General features: G+C 37.9%; 23 protein-coding genes and 2 tRNA genes. 16 read left to right on the forward strand and 9 right to left on the reverse strand.

The window, feature by feature from the left end; genetic code table 11:
- Positions 1-170 precede the first annotated feature (170 nt).
- Positions 171-1055, forward strand: coding sequence for an endonuclease/exonuclease/phosphatase family protein (locus Q1K78_RS07125; protein WP_300176000.1), 885 nt, complete (start codon positions 171-173; stop codon positions 1053-1055).
- A 63-nt stretch (positions 1056-1118) separates the two neighbouring features.
- Here Q1K78_RS07125 and Q1K78_RS07130 read toward each other — a convergent pair whose 3' ends face one another.
- Complete coding sequence (locus Q1K78_RS07130) at positions 1119-2282, reverse strand: tetratricopeptide repeat protein (protein WP_300176003.1); 1164 nt, start codon at positions 2280-2282, stop codon at positions 1119-1121.
- A gap of 391 nt (positions 2283-2673) precedes the next feature.
- Between Q1K78_RS07130 and Q1K78_RS07135 the strand changes: the two genes are divergently transcribed.
- The 4 genes from Q1K78_RS07135 to Q1K78_RS07150 all read left to right on the forward strand — a co-directional run bounded on the left by Q1K78_RS07135 (position 2674) and on the right by Q1K78_RS07150 (position 4565).
- Positions 2674-3618, forward strand: a complete 945-nt coding sequence (locus Q1K78_RS07135) for a TerC/Alx family metal homeostasis membrane protein (RefSeq protein ID WP_300176006.1) — start codon at positions 2674-2676, stop codon at positions 3616-3618.
- 161 nt (positions 3619-3779) lie between these two features.
- Positions 3780-4277, forward strand: coding sequence for a RimK/LysX family protein (locus tag Q1K78_RS07140; RefSeq protein ID WP_300176009.1), 498 nt, complete (start codon positions 3780-3782; stop codon positions 4275-4277).
- Positions 4278-4359: 82 nt separating this feature from the next.
- Positions 4360-4450 (forward strand) — tRNA-Ser (locus Q1K78_RS07145).
- Between the two features lie 38 nt (positions 4451-4488).
- Positions 4489-4565 (forward strand) — tRNA-Asp (locus Q1K78_RS07150).
- A gap of 481 nt (positions 4566-5046) precedes the next feature.
- Here Q1K78_RS07150 and Q1K78_RS07155 read toward each other — a convergent pair.
- Positions 5047-5283 carry a DUF3389 domain-containing protein gene (locus Q1K78_RS07155; RefSeq protein ID WP_300176012.1) on the reverse strand — a complete coding sequence of 79 codons (237 nt, stop codon included), beginning with the start codon at positions 5281-5283 and terminating at the stop codon, positions 5047-5049.
- 234 nt (positions 5284-5517) lie between these two features.
- On the opposite strand from Q1K78_RS07155, the gene Q1K78_RS07160 reads away from it, so the two are divergent.
- A complete protein-coding gene (locus tag Q1K78_RS07160; RefSeq protein WP_300176015.1) occupies positions 5518-6645 on the forward strand; it encodes a fatty acid desaturase in 1128 nt (375 codons plus the stop codon).
- A gap of 73 nt (positions 6646-6718) precedes the next feature.
- Here the strand turns inward: Q1K78_RS07160 and Q1K78_RS07165 are convergent, their stop codons facing one another.
- Positions 6719-7654: a serine protease gene (locus Q1K78_RS07165; protein ID WP_300176018.1), complete on the reverse strand. Its 936-nt coding sequence runs from the start codon at positions 7652-7654 to the stop codon at positions 6719-6721.
- A gap of 199 nt (positions 7655-7853) precedes the next feature.
- Here Q1K78_RS07165 and Q1K78_RS07170 point away from each other — a divergent pair, with 199 nt between their 5' ends.
- Positions 7854-8867, forward strand: a complete 1014-nt coding sequence (locus Q1K78_RS07170) for an acyltransferase (RefSeq protein ID WP_300176020.1) — start codon at positions 7854-7856, stop codon at positions 8865-8867.
- Positions 8868-8871: 4 nt separating this feature from the next.
- Here the strand turns inward: Q1K78_RS07170 and Q1K78_RS07175 are convergent, their stop codons facing one another.
- The gene (locus tag Q1K78_RS07175) at positions 8872-9777 is read right to left on the reverse strand and encodes a LysR family transcriptional regulator (RefSeq protein WP_300176023.1); all 906 of its coding nucleotides are present in this window, start codon (positions 9775-9777) and stop codon (positions 8872-8874) included.
- A gap of 200 nt (positions 9778-9977) precedes the next feature.
- Here Q1K78_RS07175 and Q1K78_RS07180 point away from each other — a divergent pair, with 200 nt between their 5' ends.
- Positions 9978-12029 (forward strand): alkyl sulfatase dimerization domain-containing protein, encoded by a 2052-nt coding sequence (locus Q1K78_RS07180; protein WP_300176026.1) that lies wholly within the window; start codon positions 9978-9980, stop codon positions 12027-12029.
- A gap of 123 nt (positions 12030-12152) precedes the next feature.
- Here the strand turns inward: Q1K78_RS07180 and Q1K78_RS07185 are convergent, their stop codons facing one another.
- The gene (locus Q1K78_RS07185) at positions 12153-13028 is read right to left on the reverse strand and encodes a DUF5666 domain-containing protein (protein ID WP_300176029.1); all 876 of its coding nucleotides are present in this window, start codon (positions 13026-13028) and stop codon (positions 12153-12155) included.
- Between the two features lie 81 nt (positions 13029-13109).
- On the opposite strand from Q1K78_RS07185, the gene Q1K78_RS07190 reads away from it, so the two are divergent.
- The 6 genes from Q1K78_RS07190 (at position 13110) to Q1K78_RS07215 (ending at position 19477) form a co-directional block, all read left to right on the forward strand.
- Positions 13110-13775 (forward strand): response regulator transcription factor, encoded by a 666-nt coding sequence (locus Q1K78_RS07190; protein WP_300176032.1) that lies wholly within the window; start codon positions 13110-13112, stop codon positions 13773-13775.
- Positions 13750-15012: a HAMP domain-containing sensor histidine kinase gene (locus tag Q1K78_RS07195; RefSeq protein WP_300176036.1), complete on the forward strand. Its 1263-nt coding sequence runs from the start codon at positions 13750-13752 to the stop codon at positions 15010-15012. Before Q1K78_RS07190 ends, Q1K78_RS07195 begins: the two co-directional genes overlap by 26 nt.
- 67 nt (positions 15013-15079) lie before the next feature.
- Positions 15080-16246: a YcbX family protein gene (locus tag Q1K78_RS07200; protein WP_300176038.1), complete on the forward strand. Its 1167-nt coding sequence runs from the start codon at positions 15080-15082 to the stop codon at positions 16244-16246.
- An 89-nt stretch (positions 16247-16335) separates the two neighbouring features.
- Positions 16336-16752 (forward strand): RNA-binding S4 domain-containing protein, encoded by a 417-nt coding sequence (locus Q1K78_RS07205; protein WP_300176041.1) that lies wholly within the window; start codon positions 16336-16338, stop codon positions 16750-16752.
- Positions 16753-16937: 185 nt separating this feature from the next.
- Positions 16938-17564, forward strand: a complete 627-nt coding sequence (locus Q1K78_RS07210; protein ID WP_300176044.1) for an NAD(P)H-dependent oxidoreductase — start codon at positions 16938-16940, stop codon at positions 17562-17564.
- Positions 17561-19477 (forward strand): monovalent cation:proton antiporter-2 (CPA2) family protein, encoded by a 1917-nt coding sequence (locus Q1K78_RS07215; RefSeq protein WP_300176047.1) that lies wholly within the window; start codon positions 17561-17563, stop codon positions 19475-19477. The genes Q1K78_RS07210 and Q1K78_RS07215 overlap by 4 nt, the downstream gene beginning before the upstream one ends.
- Before the next feature lie 88 nt (positions 19478-19565).
- Here Q1K78_RS07215 and Q1K78_RS07220 read toward each other — a convergent pair whose 3' ends face one another.
- On the reverse strand, positions 19566-21080 hold the full coding sequence (locus Q1K78_RS07220) for a DUF3612 domain-containing protein (protein ID WP_300176050.1): 1515 nt from the start codon (positions 21078-21080) through the stop codon (positions 19566-19568).
- Positions 21081-21241: 161 nt separating this feature from the next.
- On the opposite strand from Q1K78_RS07220, the gene Q1K78_RS07225 reads away from it, so the two are divergent.
- Positions 21242-21805 (forward strand): hypothetical protein, encoded by a 564-nt coding sequence (locus tag Q1K78_RS07225; RefSeq protein ID WP_300176053.1) that lies wholly within the window; start codon positions 21242-21244, stop codon positions 21803-21805.
- A gap of 79 nt (positions 21806-21884) precedes the next feature.
- Here the strand turns inward: Q1K78_RS07225 and Q1K78_RS07230 are convergent, their stop codons facing one another.
- Together Q1K78_RS07230 and Q1K78_RS07235 are read right to left on the reverse strand one after the other, a co-directional pair.
- Positions 21885-23234, reverse strand: a complete 1350-nt coding sequence (locus Q1K78_RS07230; protein ID WP_300176056.1) for a diguanylate cyclase — start codon at positions 23232-23234, stop codon at positions 21885-21887.
- A 155-nt stretch (positions 23235-23389) separates the two neighbouring features.
- Positions 23390-23719: an MmcQ/YjbR family DNA-binding protein gene (locus Q1K78_RS07235; protein WP_300176059.1), complete on the reverse strand. Its 330-nt coding sequence runs from the start codon at positions 23717-23719 to the stop codon at positions 23390-23392.
- Positions 23720-23782: 63 nt separating this feature from the next.
- Between Q1K78_RS07235 and Q1K78_RS07240 the strand changes: the two genes are divergently transcribed.
- Positions 23783-23974: a hypothetical protein gene (locus Q1K78_RS07240; protein WP_300176061.1), complete on the forward strand. Its 192-nt coding sequence runs from the start codon at positions 23783-23785 to the stop codon at positions 23972-23974.
- A gap of 8 nt (positions 23975-23982) precedes the next feature.
- Here Q1K78_RS07240 and Q1K78_RS07245 read toward each other — a convergent pair whose 3' ends face one another.
- Positions 23983-24771 (reverse strand): helix-turn-helix transcriptional regulator, encoded by a 789-nt coding sequence (locus tag Q1K78_RS07245; RefSeq protein WP_300176063.1) that lies wholly within the window; start codon positions 24769-24771, stop codon positions 23983-23985.
- Positions 24772-25030: the final 259 nt, after the last annotated feature.

Raw genomic sequence — 25030 nt, forward strand, 5'->3', positions numbered from 1 at the left:
TCTGCCGATAAAAAGCTTTGATCTAGATCAAGTTAAATCTGAGGGTGATTCTAGTTTCGCCACTGCTTTAACTTGTTCTCAAAATCGTTGCAATGTATGAAAATGAAACATTTTTTTGTGTGCTATCTTTGAATTTTTTAATTAAACTGCTTGCGATTTCAGGAGGACTTATGAATCAACGAATTACTCACTTACTTAGCTTTTGTATACTTATTTTTAGCTCATTTTCAAGCTACGCTGTCACATTATCCACATGGAATTTGGAATGGTTAACACTTAATCCTTCTGAAAAATTTCGACCATCAGAAAGAAACCAACACGATTTTTCTCAGCTGAATGTTTATTTTTCTCAATCCAACAGCCAAATTCTAGCATTTCAAGAAGTCGATTCGAGAGAAGCGATACTAAAAGTGGTGGGAAGTGACTACCGCATTTTCCTTTCTGACCGATCTACAAATCCAAAAAAGCAGTTTACTGATATTAATCAGTACACAGGATTTGCTATTCATCACTCAATTCCAGTGACTGACCCTAGAGATTTATCTCTTCTACCGAATAAAAAAAGCAGTAAATTACGCTACGCTACTTATGTGATTGCTACCGTTGATGAGCAGCCTCTTCACCTTCTTTCTGTGCATTTAAAATCAGGATGTCTCGGGCAAAAGAAAAATAACTATGCTTGCGAAACATTAAAGACACAAACGAAAGAATTAACTGATTGGATAAATGCACGCGAAGAAAATAACGACACTTATTTAGTTTTGGGAGATTTTAACCATACCCTAGCGCATCCTAGAAGTTGGTTATGGAAAAACATCAAGAAGCAGACGACAGAGGCGCCAATACTATTAACCAAGAGCACAAAAGGAAATTGTACCGTTAAACAATGGAAGCGAGATTGGCCTAAATATAAAACATATACTCGCTTAATAGATCATGGCATAACTAACGATATTGAGAAACGATTTACTGTAACTCAGCAAGTTTTCCAACAAGCTGATGTGAAAAAATACCAACTGACCGATCACTGCCCTGTTATTTTTAAATATAACTAAATAAAAAAGGAGCACCAACTGTGCTCCTTCCTAATCTAAACTAAATACACAAAAAACGGGCCGTTAAAATTTAGCACCACCGTCCATTCTTGTTTGACTAAAATTCACATTCTCTTTCTTTTCTTCTTTAGTCGCTTGTGTGTGTTCTTCCTCTGAAGACTTCTCTTTTAGCTCATTATTAGGCTTCTTTGGTGCATCTTTACCAACGACAAATTCATTGCTATCAGGAAAATAACTCTCTCGTTGGTACAATTTATCAAGCGATTTTATGATGGCGTGTTTCTTTAATTTTCCTTTCGCCATCTTTTCAAACAACGGCTTTGCCATGCCTTGCAGTCCAATAACAGCATCAACCCCAACAAGATGACCAACATGATCTCGTCGTGATATCGCAGCTTCAATGCCATTCTTTGCGGCTAGCCATAGCCAGATATAAGCAATTGAGTTCCCTTTTTCGTTGGTATCTGCACCCATCTCACCCGCAAAGTATTGAGCTTTAGCATCACCAGCTTCTGCTGCGAGCTCTAACCAATAGGTTGCTTTTTTAGGATCAACTTGAACACCATGGCCCTCTGCATATTGTTTACCAATACGAATTTGCGCTTCAATATTATCAAGCATTGCGGCTCGCAAGTTCCATTCAGCTGCTAATTTAGCATTCGGTTGTGGGTTTGATTCTGCCACATACCAATCGGCAATAAAGAGTTGAGCGGGAACATGGTCTAACTCTGCGGCTTCAGTGATAAAGTTAATCCCTTTTTCAATGTTCGCTTCTATACCATGGCCTTGTAAAAACGCAACGCCTAATGCAAATTTATCTTCCGGCCTACCTTCTTGAGCAGCAACAACCTTCCCCCAAAAAATTGATTTCTCTTTTAACTCAGGGTTATCACGACGACTATCACATAAACGGATCATAGAACGCATCGCAATATTATTATCTAATTTCGCCGCCATTTCATACCAATATAAGGCCCCTTCAACATTGCTCATTTCAGCTTCTTTTGCTAAAAACAATTGAGTTGAGATATGCCCCGTTTGTGCTTTATATACTCGCTCTTGATACTCTGCTGCACGAGCTTCTTCGAGCGCTCTTCGATATAAACTATCATCTCGTTCTTTTTGTTTCTGTTGTTTTTTTTGTTTTCCATTTGCAAAGAAAAAATTAATACACACTAACACGAGCAAAATGACTAGCCCTGTGACAGCGATTTGAATCCAATTCATGCTACACCATTCTTATATATTTTAGATATCACCTTATTATCGACTATTTTGAGTAAAACATGAGAGTTTTATTTTTTATTTATGTTCAAAAACTTCAACTACTTACAGAGTAGTTTATAAATTGTACTCATAAGTATCATTTTTTATTTGAATAATTTAAAAATGAGGATTAATATCCAGCTCTTGGGGAGTAGTCACAAGATTTAATACTTAATCTTGTTCAGATATCGTCATCCCGAAGCTTCAGCTTCCGGTATCTGTAAGTGGGCAATGAATGCCAATCACTTTGACAAGACCAAAAACCATTACATTAATTTTATTGTTTATGGTGGAAGGTTTATACTCACTCATTTTAGCGGTATTCCTTTCACCTATTTGTTAAGGAATTATTATGTCACCGTTAACTTGGGAACTCTTTGGTTTCGTTGTTCTCGCTCTATTTGCTCTCGATATGTTTCAAACAAGAAAAGAGGCTCCTAGCTTAAAAAAAGCGTTATTGTGGTCATTTTTCTGGTTCATACTCGCCTTTATCTTCTGTGCCGCACTCTATGTTTATTGGCCTCTCATGGCTCCAAACAGCACCTATTCACCTAAAGATGCAAGTATCGCCTTTATTACAGGCTATTTACTTGAAAAAATGCTTAGCGTAGATAATTTATTCGTATTTGCACTCATCTTCAGCCAATTTGCCGTTCCTGAATCAAGCCGACCTCGAATTTTACTCTGGGGAATTATTGGTGCACTTGCATTACGTGCTGTAATGATTTTTGTTGGCGCTGGATTATTAGCTCAATACCACTGGATTTTATATATTTTCGCGGTGTTCTTGATCATTACAGGTGTAAAACTTTGGTTTGCTAATACTGAAGAGAGTAGTGATTTCTCTTCATCAAAATTAGTGATGTTCGCTAAGAAATTTATTCCATTTGATGACAAGTACGATGGCCACAAATTGCTTACAAAAGTAAACGGTAAAAGAATTGCAACCCCACTACTGCTGGTTGTTATTGTGATCATGTTTACCGACATTATGTTCGCACTAGATTCCATCCCTGCCATCTTTGCCATCACTCAAGAACCTTTCTTGGTGTTTGCCGCCAATGTATTTGCCTTATTGGGTTTACGTTCTTTGTATTTCGTGCTTCAAGGTATGTTAGACAAATTCTGTTACTTACAACCGGCACTAGCCTTTATTCTAAGTTTCATTGGTATCAAGATGTTCTTAGTAGGAACAGCATATGAAGTTCCTACTGTGATTTCACTGTTAACTATTATCGGTATTATTACATTAGCGATCATTGGTTCTATAATGAAAAACAGATCACAAAACGCGTAGAAATAACAATTCAGCGGTATCCAATTACGGATGCCGCTGTTTTATTTCATTTTTTGCATAAATTTGTCCTATTCTTTACATATCACTGAACTCAATCTCGATTAAAACGTCTACTATTCATAAATACTTTTCATTTCATCAAACTTACAATAAAGGCATCCATGAAAAAACTCATCCTCTCAATATGCTTATTATTACTTTCAACGTCCACCTTTGCTGCTGAGTCCTGCTCTGGTAAGACTATTGTTGGTCAAATTGAAACTATTCATATAAAAGAATTAAATACCAATTATGAAGCTCGAATTGATACAGGAGCCGCTACCACCTCAATCCATGCAACTAACATAGAAATCGTTGGGCAAGAAGATGAAAGCGATGATATGCGTGATCACTTAGGTGATACGGTAAAATTTACCACTTACAATGAAGAAAACGTAGCCATGCAACACACTGGACGTATTATTAAAGTCAGTAAAATTCGCAATGCACAAGGTGTTGAACGTCGCTATGCGGTAAGAATGCATTTTGAGTTCAATGGCGAAGATAAGAAAGTGGCCGTAAATCTTCGTGACAGAAGTAAACTAGATTACAAATTATTGATTGGCCGTAACTGGTTAGAAGGCGATTATTTAGTCGACGTAGATAAAAATAGCGAATAACGTTTATTTTTTAAACGCTTAACGTATTTTTTAGAAAAAAGACTTTACATAAAAATCAAAGATGACTATTATTCTCGGCATTGGAGGGATGGCTGAGTGGTCGAAAGCACCGGTCTTGAAAACCGGCAACCGTTAATAGCGGTTCTAGGGTTCAAATCCCTATCCCTCCACCACTTTTCAAAATTCAGATAGAGTCTGGGTTTTAAAAATTGGAGCGGTAGTTCAGTTGGTTAGAATACCGGCCTGTCACGCCGGGGGTCGCGGGTTCGAGTCCCGTCCGCTCCGCCAACATCAACGAAGCCTTGTCAGAAATGATGAGGCTTTTTTGTATCTGTTGGATATGGATACACACGCTTTTTAAAATTCAGATAAAGTCTGGGTTTTAAAAATTGGAGCGGTAGTTTAGTTGGTTAGACTCTTTATTGGGGAGCTTAGCGGCCTGTCATGCCGGGGGACGTGCTGCTCTCAAGGTGAGATAGAAAGTCCCGTCCGCTCCGCCAATACAACGAAGCCTTGTCAGAAATGACGAGGCTTTTTTGTATCTGTTGAATATAGAAATAACCACTTTTGAAAATTCAAATAATGTCTGGGTTTTACAAATTGAAGCGGTAGTTCAGTTGGTTAGACCTTCTATTGAGGAGCTTAGCGACCTGACACGCCGGGGGCGTGCAGCTCTCAAGGTGAGATAGGAAGTCCCGTCCGCTCCGCCAAAACAACAAGATAAAAACCAAATTGTTTTGCCTCGTCAAATACATACTAAAAGTTGTTGTTAATAAAACTCGATAGCAATACCAATTTCTTGAGATAACAACTCTAATTGTTCATGGTTGTCTAGTTTAATCGACCATTTCATGCCACTACCAACAGCACTAATTACATTTGCACCACCAATCAAAGTAAGTGCATCTATCTCAGCCTGTACTGTCGTTCTAGAGGTATTATTTAATCGAACAACCAACTCATGTTGGTTGGCAATAATATCGCCTTCTGAGAAAGTGATTTTCATTCTGCTTTACTTCTATCTAATTTAAATGAACACAAATTATATCAAATTTTCTCGATTATCCCTCTTTCAAAGTAACCGCATTGCCCTTTATTTAATTTATGAGTAAATCAAACACACTGCCAATTACAATAACTGACTCACATTTGTTACATTTTGATCCTCTCCTCATCTTGACTAAAATATCTACACAACCTATTCTAGCGCACAACTGTACGCTTAAGTGGAATATTTATTATGGATCAAGAGTCAAAACCACCCATCATTTGGTTAAATGTGTTTATATTTGCCTCAAGTCTATTACTTGCTTTAGTCGCGGCTCCTCTTTATGCCTATTACTATGGATTAGGAGCTGAGCATTGGGTATGGCTGCTTCTCGCTTTCAGTTTTTGTAATCTATCTATTACAGCAGGTTATCATCGCCTATGGTCACACAAAGCTTATAACGCCCATCCTGCTTTACGTTTTATTTTTGCCTTAGGCGGCGCTTTCGCTTTACAGAATAGTGTATTGCACTGGTCTTCCGATCATCGAGTTCACCATCGCCATGTCGATAATAATGATAAAGACCCTTATTCAGCAAAGCGCGGGTTTTGGTATTCTCATATTGGTTGGATGCTACGTCACTACCAATCCTCTACCAGTGATGAATATAGCAATTGCCGCGATCTTCAAAAAGATAATGTCGTCATGTGGCAACATAATCACTATGTACCACTCGCTCTTCTTATGAATATTGGTGTTCCAGTGCTTCTTGGGGTTATCTATGGGGACATTATCGGAATGTTACTTATGGTAGGAGCGGTACGCTTAGTGTTAAGCCATCACACTACTTTCTTTATAAACTCTCTCGCTCATATCTGGGGCTCTCAACCATATACCGAAAAAAATACCGCTCGTGATAATGGTATTTTAGCTATTTTTACTTTCGGCGAGGGTTACCATAATTACCACCATATTTTTGAAAATGATTACCGAAATGGTATCTACTGGTGGCAATATGATCCTACAAAGTGGTTTATTAAAAGCTGTTCATGGTTTGGCTTAACCAATAAGTTACGAGTTAGCCCTCAAGCTAAAATAGAAAAAGCTAAAGCCCTTATGTTACGCAAGAAAGCCGAGGATAAAATTGCCTCACTTCATAATTATCACGCCGTTAAAGAACATTTAGAAGCAGAATATGATGCGCTGATCGAACGTATGTCAGAGTATTACGATTCTAAAAAACAGCTTCTTGATAATAAGAAAAATGCGTTATCGAAGAAATATGAATTGGCTGTACTTAGCGTTCAACATAAACAGATTAAATTGCAGTTTGAACAACAAAAGAAAGCCTGGAATAGTCTTATTTTGCAATATGTGTAATTTCATTCTCCATTGAATACTAAAAAGGACACCTCATCACGAGTTGGTCCTTTTTATCGCTTGAACGCTATTATTAATTTAATTTACGACGGGAAAAACCAACAAAGCATAATGCAAGTAAACCACCAAAAGTGAACGCCCCACCAGAACTGCCACTACTTTCTGTCGCCGTAGTCGTTGGTGCTATCTCTCCCCTCTGCGCCTGAAGGATCCAATCTTTATATTGACTAACATCTGTGAATACAGATTGAGCTGCAACACTTTCCTGTCCACAAGTTGCAGGACCAAAGCTTACAATACCGATTTGTTTATTATTCCAAATTAAAGGTCCTCCCGAATCCCCTTGGCATGTAGCTGTAACTAAAGCTGGGTTCGAATTACCGTTAGTACAAATTAACTTATCCGTAATGGTAATTCCTTGCCATAATCCACAATGTGCAGCGCTAACATAATTAACCGATGCTTCCATAAATTGTAGGTTTGGGTTTTTCTGATTAGTGCCTAAGCGTCCATAACCAACAATAGTAAAATCTTGATTCTCATCTCGATAAGATAATTCATCACCAGAAGTCCCTAACGTCACCTCATTGGCTGATGCATAAGTAGGTAACGGTTGAGATAATTCTAAAACTGCAACATCATTAACTAATGTTGAATCATTATAATCACTTGGATAATAGATGTTTTTGACTGCTACCTTTTGTGCAATAAGCATATCTTGAGCATTATTGACTCCGATGACAACTTTCATGCTAGGCACCAGATAAGCAGCCGTATCATAAACACAGTGCGCAGCTGTTAATATATGCGTCGCATCTAAGACCGAGCCACCACAGAATGGATAAATTGTTCCTGGCTGGCTATCGTATTCAAACATTAAAGACGCCATAAATGGGAAGTGAGCGACGTCCGCATTAACCCCGCCAACAATATATGGGATAACGGTTACTTCTTCTGCATTTGATGCAAAAGAAAATAATGATAAAGCTAATCCAATAAATACTTTCATGTTTATTCCTTGATACAACAACAAAACATGTTAATAATACATTACTATCTTGTTGTAATGTTAGTGCGTTTATACGATTTTTCCTGTTTTAGCTATAATCAAACAAATATTAAGTCACTGACACTGTCTAGACATTCAAACATAAATTTTGCGCTATAACACAACATTGACGAATACAGAGAATATATAAGGGAATACCATGGGAAGAGTCTTCTTTTTTGATTTACTAAGATGCATTGCCGCTATTGCAGTCGTCGCGATTCACGTATTAGCTCCCTACCGACATGAGTTAAATTCAATTCCTTTTGACCAGTGGGCAACTGCGGTATCGGTAAACAGCTTAAGTCGCTGGGCTGTCCCTGTTTTTATCATGATCACGGGGGCATTAATGCTCAGTGACAAAAGAGAGTTTGATGCGCCTTATTATGTAAAGAAACGACTCGGGAAGGTACTTGTTCCTTTTCTTTTCTGGTCGGTATTTTATGCTTTATTATCAGGATTAACCGCGCAAGGTTATGATTTTGAATCAGCAAAAACAGTACTTATCGATCTGCCTTTTGAATACACCTATTACCATTTAGGCTTCTTTTATTACTTTATTCCACTATATATTGTGATCCCTTTCTTTAGAGTCATGGTTCAAAAGATGGATAACACCGCTCTCTTCTCTGTTATTGGAGTATGGCTACTCACTACCTGTTTCTTTCTTGTCAAATTTGAAGGATTCTGGAGTACTGAGATCTGGCTGTACAGTGGCTACTTATTACTAGGTTATGCGCTATATCAACGAGTAGAATTGACCAAGCAGAATACCATAATCGCTTTCGTTATCGGATTCACCGCATTAGCGACAACCGTTTACATGGTGATAAGCCAAAGTGTGCTATTAGGTGAATACACTGTCGGAAGATGGTTATCATATAAAACCATTAATACCGTTGCTGCGGCTGGAATGTTATTTTTTGTGTGCCGTTACTATGGCGAATCGTTGTCTAATAAATCACGAACTATAGTGGGTTTTATTAGTACCTACAGCCTAGGAATTTACTTACTTCACCCATTGTTCTTATGGCCGATGAAGAACTTTCAATGGTATGACGGACAAAATCCAATGTGGGTAATCCCTGTTTGGGTTGTGCTAAGTGGCGCTGGCGCATTAGGGTTAAGTTGGTTATTGTCTAAATCAAAGAACACAGCATGGCTTGTGCCTTAACTCTCTAGACCTGTTCGGCTGCGATAATTAATTGTCGCAGCCATTGGTTTGCTTTATTGTTTTCAAACTTAGTTGGCCAAAGCATGTGTATTTTGGTTGAGCGAACAGAAAAAGGAACATCCAATAGCTGTAAACCAAAGCTATCTTTATATTGAGAGATCAAACGTATCGAATTAATCCCAATAAAGTCAGATTGGGCAACACACGCCATCATCCCCATCATAGAGGTATGCTCACTACCCATTTTACGATTTGGCAGCACCTCTTCAGCTAAGTAATCGGTTATAGTTTGCTTAAAACGACGAATATTTAGGAAGGCATGCTCTTCTTCAAAAAACATATCTCGAGTAATATTCCCTATTATTCTTGGATGGTCACATCGCGCAATACAACAGATCTTATCTTCTGACACCACCATACTTCTCAACGATGACAATCTTGGTTTCATCACATCTAACACTAAATCAACCTTCTCAAGTATCAGTGCATCAAGGATCTCTTCCTCATTACTTGGTAGTTCTTTTAATGTAACCGTAATACTACTTTCTTTGAGCAATGCTTTTAATCGAATTTGTAGCTTTGGTAAAACGGACTCTAATGCATAAATTGAAAATGATCGCTTTGATGTATGAGGATCAAACCCCTCCCCTTCATCGACGACACAAGTTAATGCCATTACTGAAGGCTCAACTTGCTTAAACAGGTTCTCTCCATAATTTGTCATCTCAATACCACGACCAGAACGAACAAACAGCTCACTACCTAAAGACGTTTTTAAACGACGAATGGCATTACTCACAGATGACTGAGTTAAATCGAGCTCTTCGGCGGCTTTAGTAAATGAACCTGTTTGGCATACTGAAACAAAAACCCGTAATAAGTTCATATCAAAATCTTTTTGCTTTGGCATTATTCATTCCTCTCTGTTTGCTACTCGTTAAATCACCCAATACATTTATATTATAAATGACAAGTATATCTTTTTCTCTATTTTTAAAATGAATAGAGATCACTAATATTGGTTTAAGCACTGAGGCATAAAACGAAAAAACGCCTCATACATATTTTATATTCAAACTAATTTACTGAATTATTTAAACAGGTGGATTTATGAAAAAAACTATTTTAGCTGCTGTTATCTCATCAATATCTTTAGGTGCAATCGCAGCTGAGCACGACCATGAACACTTTAGTGAAATAGGTAAGCAAGGCGGAAAATCAGCAAGCGAAACAACCATTGCAAAAAACAAAGCGTTTGCCAAAACATTAAACTTTTCTGATACACGAGCATTTGATAACAATAATCGTGGGCTTATCGCTTCCTTCGATAAAAAGACTGGTGATATTATCCGTAACAGCTTTGACTTTATCGACCCGTCAGTTGCTAATGCAGATAACGCGCCAGATTCAGTTAACCCATCATTATGGCGTCAAGCGGTATTAAACCAAGCAGCAGAAGGTCTCTATGAAGTGGTTCCTGGTAAAATTTACCAAGTTCGCGGAACAGATTTAGCCTCTATCTCTTTTATCCGCAGTGATAATGGTTGGATCACCTACGATGTATTACTGACAAGAGAATCAGCGAGCCAATCATTAAAATTCTTCCAAGAAAATGTGCCTGACGGTGGAAACTTACCTATCGTTGCAATGATCTATTCTCACTCTCATGCCGACCATTTCGGTGGTTCTGCCGCAATTAAAGAAGCTTTCCCTGATGTGAAAGTGTACGGTTCAAAATACATCACTAAAGAGATTGTTGATGAAAACGTATTGGCGGGCAACGCCATGTCTCGCCGTACTGCTTACCAATACGGCGCAACACTTAACCGTCACGAACATGGCATTGTGGATGCGGCATTAGCAAAAGGGCTTTCTAAAGGTGCAATTACGTATGTACTACCAGATTACGAACTGAACCATAAAGAAGAAATTGAAACACTGAACATTGATGGTTTAGAAATGCAATTTATGGATGCCTCTGGTACAGAAGCGGCGTCAGAAATGGTGACTTACATTCCAAGCATGAAAGCGTTATGGACGGGTGAATTAACGTATCAAGGCATGCACAATCTTTATACGCTTCGCGGTGCCAAAGTTCGTGATGGTTTAAAATGGTCTAAAAAAATCAATGAAATGCTAATGACGTGGGGCTCAACAACAGATGTCCTTTTTGCCTCCCATTCAGCGCCAGTTTGGGGAACAGAAGAGATCTCTGATTACCTAAAAATGCAACGTGATGCTTATGGCTTTACTCACAACCAAACACTTCGCTTGGCAAACGACGGCGTAGTTCTACAAGACATGGGCGATAAAATTTACACCGTGATGCCAGATAGTATCCAAAAAACATGGCACACCAATGGGTATCATGGAACTTACTCGCATAATGCTCGTGCTGTTTACAATATGTATTTAGGTTACTTTGACATGAACCCTGCAAACTTAAACCCATTACCCGTTAAACCTGAATCAGCAAAATTTGTTGAATACATGGGTGGCAGTGAATTAATCCTAGAAAAAGCAGAAGCTGATTTTGAGAAAGGCGAATACCGCTTCATTGCAACGGCGTTAAATAAAGTCATTCAAGTTGAGCCTAAAAACGTAGAAGCTCGTAAATTACTGGCTGATACTTATGAGCAACTAGGTTATCAAGCAGAAGGCGCAGGTTGGAGAAACATTTATCTTACCGGTGCTCAAGAATTGCGTGTAGGTACATTACCTGGCGCACCTAAAACCGCATCACCTGATGTACTTGCTAACATGACCGTAGAAAACTTACTGGATTACTTAGCTGTACAAGTGGATTCGATGAAGGCTCAACATACGCCATTTACATTAAACGTGGTACTACCTGATAATAAAGAAACTTATTTTGTCGAAATGTCTAACGGTAACTTAAACAATATTTTAGTAGATAAAGAAATGAAATCTGATGCAACCCTATTTATTAACAATGCTGATATCTCGCAAATTTTATTAAAGAAAACCACGCTAAGTAACCTATTAGAAAGTGGAAAAGCAGGTATAAAAGGGGATAAGTCAGTACTACAGAAACTAACAGGTTCACTAACACATGCTGATGAAAGTTTTGAGATAGTTCCTCGCCCAGAAAAAGGCGAAGAGGTCGATGCAGAGTTATATGAAACCGCTCAGAAGCACTAATTACAACGCTTAATAGTCATCCTATTTTTGTTCTTGTTATGATTTATTTTTAGCACAGATACAATAAATGAAAAAACCACTGACTTAGGAAAGGCAGTGGTTAATCTTGATACGTATATCTATTTAATCAAATTCGATTTCAGATGCTTGTAATTGACCAGCGTTATTAATCAAATCAACATCGACTTTAGAACCTACTTTTAATTGATCTTTCGTTCCATCTTCAAAACGAGTATTTTCAGTAATAGCGATAACTGTTTTACCATTTAATGTCATTGATGTTTTTTCATTATTAAGAGTAGTTACATAACCTTCCACTTCAGCATTAGCTAGATCAAGCTCATTCTCAACATCAACGTCTGTTGCATCGAATATTTTTGAGGTCGTATTATAAGAACCTTCAATCTCAACCCACACGCCATTGCTTAATTCATTTACATCATCGTAATCTTTAGACTCAACAAATGTAGAGTTCAATTTGAACGTATTGTTTGCTCGATCAAAATCTGACACAACACCTTCATGCACATCATTAGGTAAAAAATCAGCGTTATAAATTGCTGTAATTACCCATTCTTTTGAGTCGTTAAGGTAACCAAATAACATAGCTCTTTGGTCAGCCAATATATTCTGCTTTGCTGCTAAATCAGCATGTTTAAATGTTTGCCCATTAATTGTAATATCAGCACTAGTAACGTGTGATACTTTGCCTACAACTACTGGCTCCAACTCAACTTCGTAAGCCACTCCATTATCATACTCAACATCTACCTGCATTCCTTTATTAAGCTCAATAAAGTTAATTGGCATGTCATTTAGTTTAATCTCAGCATGACTCACATTTAATGACTTTGAGCCCACCTTTATAGAATCATTATTTTGATCAACCGATTCAATAGCACCAACAAACGAGCTTGACGCACGGCTATCGCCTGACTCATCTGACCCACAACCAGATAACATTGCTGTTCCCAACAGTAAAATAGCGACTTTCTTCATTTTTTAACCTAATTCTTATAATTAATTCAATTTATAAGGGTACTATAGTGGTAAGAATGTGAAGGAGTCGTGAATAGATAAATGAAAGTATTAATTGTTGAAGATAACCACCACGTAGCAGAGACCATTGCCGATTATTTAGAATTAGTAGACATTGATATTGACTGTGCTTATCACGGCATTGCCGCGATTGAAATTCTAAAAAAAGAAAGCTTCGATGTGATCGTTATGGATATTATGATGCCAAAACTAGACGGTATCAGTACCGTTGAGGCATTACGAAACAATTATGCTTGCAGTACTCCCATTATTTTTTTAACGGCAAAAGACACGTTAGAAGATAAAATCCATGCGTTTGAAACTGGTGGCGACGATTACCTCGTCAAACCTTTCGCGATGGAGGAGTTACACATGCGTTTATTGGCATTATCAAAACGAGGTAAACGCACAGATGTAGGAAAGATCACCTTTGAAGACATGGAAATGGATATCAAAGCAGGTACCTTATATCGTCAACAACGATTAATAAAACTGGCTCCTATTCAATTAAAAATTATTGCATTATTAATGAAAAAAGCGCCGGATATGGTTAGTAAAAATGAACTTATCGACCATGTTTGGGGTGACGAATCACCATCCAGTGATGCATTACGAAGTCATTTATACACTATTAGAAATGCCATTGATAAAGGCTTTGATACCCCAAGACTAGAGACGATTCATGGAAAAGGTTACCGACTTAAATAACACAATAAAACACCCAAGTTTTTTCAAGAAAATACGTTGGACATTTGGCATACTCACATTTTTAATGTTCGCTTTATTTTGGTCCATTATTTACATTGCTGAAGACCAATTAGAGATAATTAGTCTTCATCATTGGCTTGATACTGAAGCCAATCAATACATCAAAAAATACCCTCAATTAGGTAAAGACACCCCCTTGCCTAATGAAGAAGAATTCTCAACTTATTGGAGTAAAAAAGAGCATCCTCTCTGGTTAAATGTCTATAAAAATCCAGGACTTTACGAGCAACAACTTGGTACAGAAGACAAGCATTTCATTGTTAAACCTCATCCTTCAGGTTCAGGTTTGTTGTACATCCTATTCCAAGATGATGCAGATGATTATCTGGATGAATACGAAGCTAACTTGCATATTTTAACGCTTATTCTAGGGGGGATCACCACTATTTTGATGGTCTTATATGGTATTTATTTTGTGCGTAGTATTTCGCTACCACTTCGACATATTCAACATAAAGTTGACCTTATGTCTCCAGAATATAATGATTTTACTGTTGACACTAACTATCAAGAAACTCGTGATATTGAACGATCATTATTAAAAAGTAAGCACCATATTTCACAATTCTTTACCCGTGAAAAAGAGTTTAGCCGCTTTGCTTCTCATGAGTTGCGTACACCCATTATGATCATTCAGGGCTCAACAGATTTATTAGCTAAAGTACCTAATCAACCTAAAATCGCACTAAAGGCGATCAATCGCTTACATCAAGCTAGCGAAGAAATGACACTATTAACTGAAACCTTTTTACTGTTAGGTAAGCAAGAAATAGAAGCTCATCATTTCCACCATTATCAAATAGAAGAGATCTTACATACCCAACTTAATCATTTAGCTCCTTTATTCGCTAAACAAGAAATGGACGCACAACTAACCATAATAGAAGATAAACCCTGCCTTGCGCCAAGCAGTTTTATTACCGTTGTGATTAATAACCTGATAAAAAATGCATTTAGTTACAGTGTTGGTGATATTCAGATAAACCTGAATAAAAACCAACTATGCATCACTAATTGTCATGATGGTAATGACACTTATAACGCAGGTTATGGCTGTGGCTTAGTTATTGTGGAACGTATCTGTGAGCGAATGAGCTGGGAATTTGAGATACAAAAAACCGAAAAAGATTTCATTACTACCGTTCTATTCAGTTCTTATGACCTATCAGTGTCGTAATGAACAGATAATAGACAGCAAAATCAAATAGAGTTTGATACACTTCTCATTAATAACTATACAAAGAATGGATGCCATCGTGAGCCAAGTTAATTCAGTTTCAAGTTTATCGAACATCAATATATTCCCTGTAAAATCCATTGCAGGGATCTCACTCTTTACCGCTCAGGTTGAAAAGCAAGGGTTAGAGTTTGACCGTCGATTTATGGTTGCTACTTTAGATGGCAAAATGATCACGGCTCGTACTCACCCTAACATGCTAAAAATAAAAGCGCTTATTGAAGCTGATGGTTTAATCCTATGTTACCCAGGGCTTCTCGACTTACATTTCACCTTTAATGAACTAGAAATGAAAGAAGTTGATGCCACGGTATGGGGCGATACGTTTTCAGCTTATTCCACCACAAAAGAAGCAAATCAATGGTTTTCTTCTATTTTAGGTACTGAAGCACAGTTACTATTCTCTGGTAAACAATCCAACCGTATTCGTGAAAAAATCCAAACCAACGTCAGTTTTGCCGATGGTTACCCATTGCTCGTGATCAGTGAGGCGTCTTTAGCTGAACTCAATAAACGCAGTAGCAGCCACCATACCATGGCGCAATTTAGAACTAATCTTGTTGTCTCTGGTAGCGAAGCCTTTATTGAGGATTCTTGGAAGCGTATTCGTATTGGTGAAGTAGAATTTGAAATTGTTAAACCTTGCCAACGTTGTATCTTAACGACAGTTAACCCACATACCGCACAATATCATCCAAACAAAGAGCCACTAAGAACCCTCTCAACGTTCCGCGCTGATGAGTCTAGTAATGTGTATTTTGGTCAAAACCTTGTGGCTAAAAACGAAGGGACGATTAACGTTGGTGATACTATTGAAGTATTAGAAACCAAAGAAAAAGAGTATTACGTCGACTCAGGTGCTATCACAAGGACCAAATCAACAACATCAGATGCGCTCAAAGTAGAAAAAGAATCAAAAGAGATCACCATCAGCTTAAACGGCAATTTATTCACGGGTAACACTGAAGATCCTTTACTTCAACAAGTAGAAGCCGCAGGCCTAAGCATCAACAACAGTTGCCGAGCGGGTTTATGCGGCGCATGTCGAGTTACTTTAGAATCTGGCGACGTTGAACAAGAAGACTCTCCCGCACTAAATCAACGCCTTAAAGATGCTGGAATGATATTAGCCTGCTGCTCTGTACCTAAAACGGACATTGAAGTGGTTGATTAACCTAAACTCATGCCAGAAAGAGAAAGGCGCTAGGACGATGTCTTTCTCTCAGTTACAATAACCATAATTCGTAATCCTAAGAGACCCACATGTCAGATCAAGAAGAGTTTGAAGTAGAAGCAATTGGTGTTGAGGTTAACATGCAACCAATTGAACTATACAAAGTATTAAAAATTGCCAATGTGGTGAATGGTGGCGGTGAAGCTAAACACATGATTGGTGAAGGCTATGTAGGCGTCAATGGTGAATTAGAGCAACGCAAACGTCGTAAAATGTACGATGGTGATGTGATTGAGTTTAATGAAGAATATTACGTCGTTATCTGTGATACTCCTGTTGGTGAGTTACCAGAGATAGAAGAAAAACCTCAACCTATTCCTGTTGAGCCTGAATACTCAGAACCAAAGCCTAAGAAAGAAAAAAAAGAGAAAAAGAAAAAACAAAAGCCAGAGATACCAACAACAATTGATCCTGAAAGCGGTCGACGTTCAATTAACTTCTTCTAAAAAAATGGCTCAATACCTAAATGTATTGAGCCATTTTTTATGACCATATTTAACATATCCTCCACCTATTATCCTAAAATCATCTAAATTTCACTTTTTATACACCCCATTAATTATTTTTTATTGTTATGATGTAAAAATACACCGCATTTACTTTATAAACTCAACAAAAACAAAGAGATTTTATGACCAAGCAACCTAAAAAAGTGTTGATCTTATTTGCTCACCCTTCTCAACATCGCTCAGAAGTGAATGTATCACTGCTAAAGGCAGCAAAAAAAATTGACCATGTAACCGTGGTTGATTTGTATCATGACTACCCAAAATTCAATATCGATATTGATAGAGAACAGCAGCTTTTATTAACTCATGATGTGGTTATTTTTCAATTTCCTCTGTACTGGTATTCCACACCTGCGATTCTCAAAGAATGGCAAGATATGGTTTTAGAGTACGGTTTCGCCTATGGTACAGAAGGTAAGGCATTAAAAAACAAGACTTTCCTGTGCGCAATCACCGCAGGTGGCAAAGAAGAAGCTTACCAAACCAATGGCTATAACCAATTTACCATTCGTGAACTACTGCACCCTCTTGAGCAAATGGCCTCCTTAACCAATATGGAATACATCGCTCCATTAGTTTTATTTGGTGCCCGTACCGCATTAGAAGATCAAAGAGTCGAAAGACATACTGACCGTTTTATGAACTTACTCTCTGCATTAATTGAAGACCGTGTTGATATTGAAATAGCAAAAACACTGCCAAAATTAAATCATTCATTTGATAAGTTTCTTAAGGAACCAGCATCATGACAGGATATTTTCTACAAGCCTTTATTTACCTGTTTGCCGCAGTAATTGCCGTACCCATCGCTAAACGTCTTGGATTAGGTTCAGTATTAGGCTATTTGATCGCAGGTGTCGTTATAGGCCCAATTATTGGATTAGTTGGAGAAGAAACCACTACGATTCAACACTTTGCCGAATTTGGTGTAGTAATGATGTTGTTTCTTGTCGGCCTTGAACTTGAACCAAAAATGCTATGGGGAATGCGTCATCGCTTAATGGGATTAGGTGGTTTACAAGTCGGAGGCACCACCGCAATTGTCATGGCTATTGCCCTATTCTTTGGTCAACCTTGGACCATTGCACTGAGCATTGGTTTAATCTTTGCGCTGTCTTCAACCGCCATTGTTTTACAAACATTTAATGAAAAAGGATTAGCCAAAACAGAGGGAGGACAAAACGCATTCTCTGTATTGTTATTTCAAGATATCGCCGTTATTCCAATGCTGGCTTTTATCCCATTATTAGCATTACCTGAATTGGTTGAGAAAGCCCAATTAGCCGCAGCAAGTGCAGCAGATCACCATGACGAAATCAGCTTAGTCGCCGGTCTTCCTGGTTGGGCTTATGGTATGGTGATTTTAGCGTCTATTGCTATCGTCGTGGTTGGTGGTCACTATTTAAGTCGCCCATTATTTCGCTTTGTTGCAAGCTCTGGCTTACGAGAAATCTTTACTGCGACGGCATTAATGCTCGTTATAGGTATTGCCGCACTGATGAGCTTAGTCGGTCTATCCCCTGCCCTTGGTACTTTTTTAGCTGGCGTTGTATTAGCGAACTCAGAGTTTAGACATGAATTAGAATCCAATATTGACCCTTTTAAAGGCTTGCTGCTTGGTTTGTTTTTCATCACTGTCGGTGCAGGTATCGATTTTGGTATTCTGTTTGACGATTTCTTTACTATCGTCGGACTTACTCTTGGAGTCATGGCCCTAAAAGCAGCAGTATTATACATTCTTGCCTTAATTTTTAAGATCAAAAACAGTAACCGTTGGTTGTTTACACTAAGTCTGGCTCAAGCGGGTGAATTTGGTTTTGTATTATTAAGCTTTACCGTTCAAAGCCACGTATTACCTCCTGAAGTAGCACAACCATTATCGTTAGTTGTTGCACTTTCTATGTTCCTAACTCCGGGGCTATTCATCTTATTTGATAAAGTCATACTGCCAAGATTTGAGCAAAAATCGAATGATCGTGAAACCGATAGTATTGATGAGAAAGGCACGGTGATCATCGCTGGCGGAGGTCGTTTTGGACAAGTAGTAAACCGCTTCTTAGTCTCAAACCATGTAAAAACAGTAGTATTGGATCATCAGGCAGATCAAGTAGATACACTACGTCAAATTAATACTAAAAGTTACTTTGGTGACGCAACCCGTCCTGATCTTCTTCATACCGCAGGGATTGAGCACGCCGCTATGTTAGTGGTCGCTATCGATAACCAAGAGAGCAGTGTTGAGTTAGTAAAATACATTAAGCACACCTACCCTAAAGTGAAGATCCTAGCGCGAGCATACGATAGAGGTCATTCTTATATGCTCCGTTCTGCGGGTGCTGATTTCATTGAATCAGAAACCACTCGCTCCGCCCTTGAAATGGGGGCAGAAGCCATGCGTGGATTAGGCCAACACCCATTCCATGTTGAACAACAAAAATTAGCGTATAAAAAAGTAGAAAACGAAAGCTCTGATAAATTATACCAAGCATGGTTAGATGACTCAGAAGGTGAGAGATTTGATAATAACTATCGTAAACTCTTCATTGAGCTTGAAAGCACAATCAAACATGCAATGAGTAAAGATCGCTCTGATAAACACAATCAATCAGAACGTGCGTGGACGCCACCACCAAAAGGCTATGCTGATGATCTTGATGAATAATCATATTAGCAAATAACTCAAGTCTCTACGCATAAAAATGCCCTACTCATTACTGACTAGGGCATTTTACTTTGAAACTAAAAAATCCTTATTCTTTGCATTCAGAATAACAACTTGGCTTTCTTGGACACACAGCCCCACGAGAACAAATCACTCTCGCATCCGTTTCTAAACCACGTTCAATCCAATTGATATTTAATATCTTAGCGACACTAATTAGCTCTCTTTTTATTCCTTTCGCTATTGGACTCTCTCCGCCATTTTTAACACACGCTTTTTGCAAATCTCGCGCTAATGACACCGCATCTTTCCCTTGTGCTTCAATCGCTGGATTTAAATCAATTCCGGCGCACAAAACACGATTATTACCCGCGGGATCGGTCATGTTTACCGATTCACAACAATATATACGAGGTTCATTATCGACGTTAAGGATTGATATCTGCGCCGAACTCCCTTCTTTTGGTTCTGATAATCGACGAAATACCGCCCAATGGTGACAAGGATCATTCACTTGTTTCATGTTTCCCCAAGGCAGAGGAATACCATTACCTCGATACACCGCTTTAAGCTTTCCCGGTGCATACGCATCAAAATAATGCCAATGTGGGTAAGGAGAAACGACCGTCATTCGCCTCATAGCAACCGAAGGAGACACGCCAGCTAAACGATGGCTATCTATTTCATACCCATGCCTATCAAGTAATTGCCTAAATGGAACTCGTGGACACAATAGCGCACCAGCAAAGAAACTGGATTCAAAATCACGCCATGCATTTAAAATATCTTGTGCATTGAGAGAGCTATCCGTGTGGTGGATCTCATCATCAAATACACGATGACTCCCAACCGATAATGAACTCTTTAGCCCTTCTTTGTTATGTAAAACACAGTGTCCAATATAAACGGCTAAATCATACTTTAATCTCGTAGGATGATTCTTTAATATCTCATTCAAATACACGGTACATGGAGGTTCAAAAAAAGAGGTCAACAGCTCTTTACCATTAACACCGAATTCATCCACCACTGATTTAGGCGTTTCTTTTACCCATTTGAATATCAAGCCATGCTTAGCCGCAATATCCATCATTTGATCAACACTGAGTGGCAGTTGCTTTAACCCAACCTCTTCAGCAGCACGCTCTAAATCGGGGAAGTGGTTTTGGTTATTTTCTTGATGGGCACGAATAAGAAGATGAGCAAATTGACGACCAGTCACCCCTGTTTGATTGAGCATTTCAGGAATAGCAATTTGAAGAATGTCATTAGAAAACAGAAAACTCGGTTCCAGTGCCATGCCGCTAATACCGCCTTTTCTACCCTTATCAGGTGTAATGGCTTGAGATTCTGGCTCGCTGTCTAAGAACCATGACGATTCTTTTTGGAACACCGTGGCGATAACCTCTAACATATCAGCGCTGGGAACCCGCTTTCCTCTCTCTATCATTGATAGATAAGAGACTGATGGTGAATTCTCAGGATCCACACGAATGCATCGCGTAGAAAGATCTTCCATCGTTAAGTGATTGCGTTTTCTCAGGTTTCGAATTTTAGTCCCAAGAAAATGACTTTGTCTAATTATACTTTTTGACTGACGCATCTTGTAAAATTCACACTGTTAAGTTTTTGTTGTGAAATTGTAACCAAAACTACGCTAAGCTTCAATACAAGTAAGCAAACAACTCTGACCAGTGTGACTTACTTACCAATGTCGATAATAAATTGGCATTACTTAAGGACTATTTATTCGAGGGCAAGACTATGGCTATCACAAATATAAACAACACAAACAATGCACAACAAGAAACTCCGTTTATGGCTGAAGCTGTCTATGCCGTGGAAAACATGGATGCAGGTCATACAGAAGAGAAACAACACAAAATCAAAAATTTACTCGACCAACTATTCCCTTTAACAAAAGGAACGCATCAAGAAGTAACAAATTATCTATTGGATTACCATCATTTAGTTGTATTTTTTAAAGATGGCAGTTGCAGTGGTTTACGTAATCCTGGTAAGTTTGTGGCATTTACCGGTCACCGCTCATCTCCAGATACTATTCTTTTAAAAGACAATAGCGGCAGCCATGTAGAGATCATTTTTGGTCATCATGAGCCAGGGAAAAATACACTAGTAACCATTGACGATATTGAAATGGAGACGTGCACCACCTTTAGTCAAGATTTCAGTCTAGCAGCGATGCGACATTGGATAAGTTTATTAAAACGAGACGAAACATCTCACCCTAAAGCACGTAAAGAAGATAAAGAATACACCGCAAAGAACGGGGACGATTACCAACTGGCCTGCTGTTTTAGTCTTTAATTACTGTAGTCATCAATATACAAGATGTAAAAGACCACTCTAATTAAAGTGGTCTTTTTATTTATTACGCTCTAACTTCTTAATGATTCTTATAAAAATACATACTTCGGTCAGCTTTATGCAACAACTCATCAACAGACTGCATCTCTGCACTAAAACGGCTATAACCTATAGTGGTATTAACATAAATAAACGAGCCATCAAATTCAATGGGCTCATCACTCACCACCGCTTTAATTTTACTGATAATTGCATAGATATCTTTCTTTTGATGGATCCTTGGCAATAATACGAGATACTCATCGCCACCAACTCGAGCAATAATGTCATTACTTCTCAGCACTGCAATAACCCGTCTAGCAACTTCTTTAAGTACCTCATCACCAGCAGCATGACCATACGTATCATTTATGTTTTTAAATTTATCTAGATCTAAATTCAATAAAGCAAAGTACTTGCCATTTTTTTTAGCTCGTGTGAATAAAGCATTTAAAGTGTACATAAAATAACGCCGATTAGGCAGTAAGGTTAACTCATCTTCGAGAGAACGATTCGTTGCGACCACATACAATCTAAAAATAACGGCAACAGACAATAATAGTAAGCCAAAAAACGAATAACCAACTAAGCGAATAATCTCAATTCGATACCACGGATACCACTTATCTAAGGGCTGCTTTTGTATCGCTAATTGCCAACTACCATAAGGTAATTCGACATTTTTAATGACTATCGGATTTTCAAACACCTCTTTTTTACCTAAAAAGATAGCACCTTCACTTCCTCTGCTGTCCTTCCCTCGCATTGCAAATGGGTATTTAGATTTAAGACCATAAATACCTGTACCATAAAACAAAGCATCAATATCTAAGACAATACTAATAGACCCCCAATATTTTTCGTTCAATGGTGGATCAGAAAATACAGGCATTCGAGCAATAAAGGCTCGGCCTCCTTGATACAGATCCACAGGACCAGCAATAAAGATCGTCTCCATCTCTCGAGCTTTTTGTATTGTTAACCACTGAATAGGAAGCGTTTTAAAATCTAAACCCAATGCTTTTTCATTGCCTTTTAAAGGGTAGACATAACGAATAATATCATTAGGCGCAATGGCTAAATGGCGTATATAACGAGAATCACGATATAATTCTCTCGCTATTAATCCCCATAACTCTATCGTAGAGGAAGGGTTAACCGTCATGAGTGTCGCCAAGCTATTAGCATAAAAAATATCAGAATGAATAGCACTTTCTAAGTTAGACCGCACCTTCGCTAATTCAACTTGAGAAGTATTACTAATTTGATTTTGTAAAAATGTATTTTGCTTTCGATGCAACTCTTCTACTATCCAGATAACAGCTAAAAAGCAACAACTAATAATAGCTAACATTGTTGTTTTCTTAGTTAAAAATAATTTAACCTTCATAATTATCTTCCACTAACCCCTCGCCTACCACATTATTGCCAAAGCATAGATATATTTATTATATCTATCAATAGTATCATTTAAAGCACACTGACGGAGTGCTCATCTCTTATTATTAGTAGGTTACTCGTTAAGCTTCATTTTTTCTCGTTTGGTTAATTTTGATATGACAAGATCATAAGAATCATCCATCCTTCAATCATACTTCCTGTCACTTGCTCAGATACTGTGACCGTAATCCAATGCTTTTTACTCATATGATAACCACGTTCAATCTCTTTAAATTCTTCAGTCAGAAAGGTGACATCTTCCGGCTTTGCTTTCAGCGTAATCACTAATTGACTTTTTCTATAGCCAATAAGAGCAAACATTTTATTACATACTTTAAACACATGTGCATCTGGACCAAATGGAAATGAATCCTCACAACATGGCTTGGCAAGCAAATAATTACCCCACTCCTTTTCTAAGATGTTACTCTCCATCAATCGAACCTTTATATTTTATGTTAACATTCTTATACTTTAATTTACTGTGAAGAAGCATTGATGTCATCAGAACTTAAACTTATTCCTATTGCCCTTTTATGTGTTTTCCTTTCAATTGTAGGCCACTTTATCTTAAGTAGCTTATTTTCAGATACTAATTGGCTTGAATACGTCGCTGCTCTCATTCCATTAAGTATGATCGTCATTGTTTATTTTGCCTTTCGATTCGCAGCAAAAAATGATGAACGATAGAAGATTAATTAGATTGAATACTTCAATTTATACTGTTCCGGTGTGCAATCCGCATAACGTTTAAACATAGTAATAAAGGGGCTAGTTTGGTTATAGCCTAAACTAAACGCAATCTCTTTAATTGACATATTTTTACGTAATAACTCTAAAGAATAAAGATAACGAATGCGCAATCGCCACTCTGTAAAACTCATACCTAACTCATTTTGACAGTGACGTGCTAATGTCCTTTCTGTTGTATGGTTTCTAGCTGCCCACTGAGACAGCGAGGTTTCATCTGCTGGGTTAGATTCTAATGCCTCTAATATAGGTGTTAATAGTTTATCTTTTGATACTGGTAAAAAACGTTCACTTTGTTTGGCAACTAATAATTGGTCAAACAAAACCTTAATCAGCCTATCTTGCTGCTCATTTTTGGGTTGCTGAATATTGTGATCCCGTAATTCAGCAATAAGAGTTTCAACTAAAGGGCTAACTTCCAATAAACAAGTATGGTTCGGGAGCTTATTTGCCAATTCAGGAATAATGTTAACGGAGCAATAAGCGATGGGTTTACGATTATAACTTTGATGCTGCACCCCAGCAGGCACCCATATAGCAAAATGTGACGGAGCAAGAAAACGCTGACCTTCTGCTTTTAACTCCAAAATTCCACCACTGATAATTTGCAATTGTCCCCACGAATGGGAATGTGAGCGGGTTTCAGTGTTTGAACGGAAGGCATCAAATAACAGATAAATATCTGAAGGAAGCTCCTCTAAAGTTACCGATGCTTGAATATGCCGTGGATTTATCATTACACTCTCAAATCAGTAAAAAATTAACAATTAAAATAAAAAAGATGACTAAGAATATATAAACACAGTTAGTTATCGCTAACAAGTTTGTTAATAGAAAAAGAACAGAGTTTAGTTAAAAAAGGTACTTTATTCATATTTTTAAATATAAAATAAGATATTCTCTTGCATTCTATTTTTACGGATTATTTTTTAGATAAACTATTTGCATTAAGTAGCCATTGTGATTACTATGCAGAAAACAACCGATTAAATACAC

Origin of the sequence: uncultured Aliivibrio sp., from assembly GCF_946479765.1 — a bacterium.
In the GTDB taxonomy this organism is placed as follows: Bacteria; Pseudomonadota; Gammaproteobacteria; order Enterobacterales; family Vibrionaceae; genus Aliivibrio.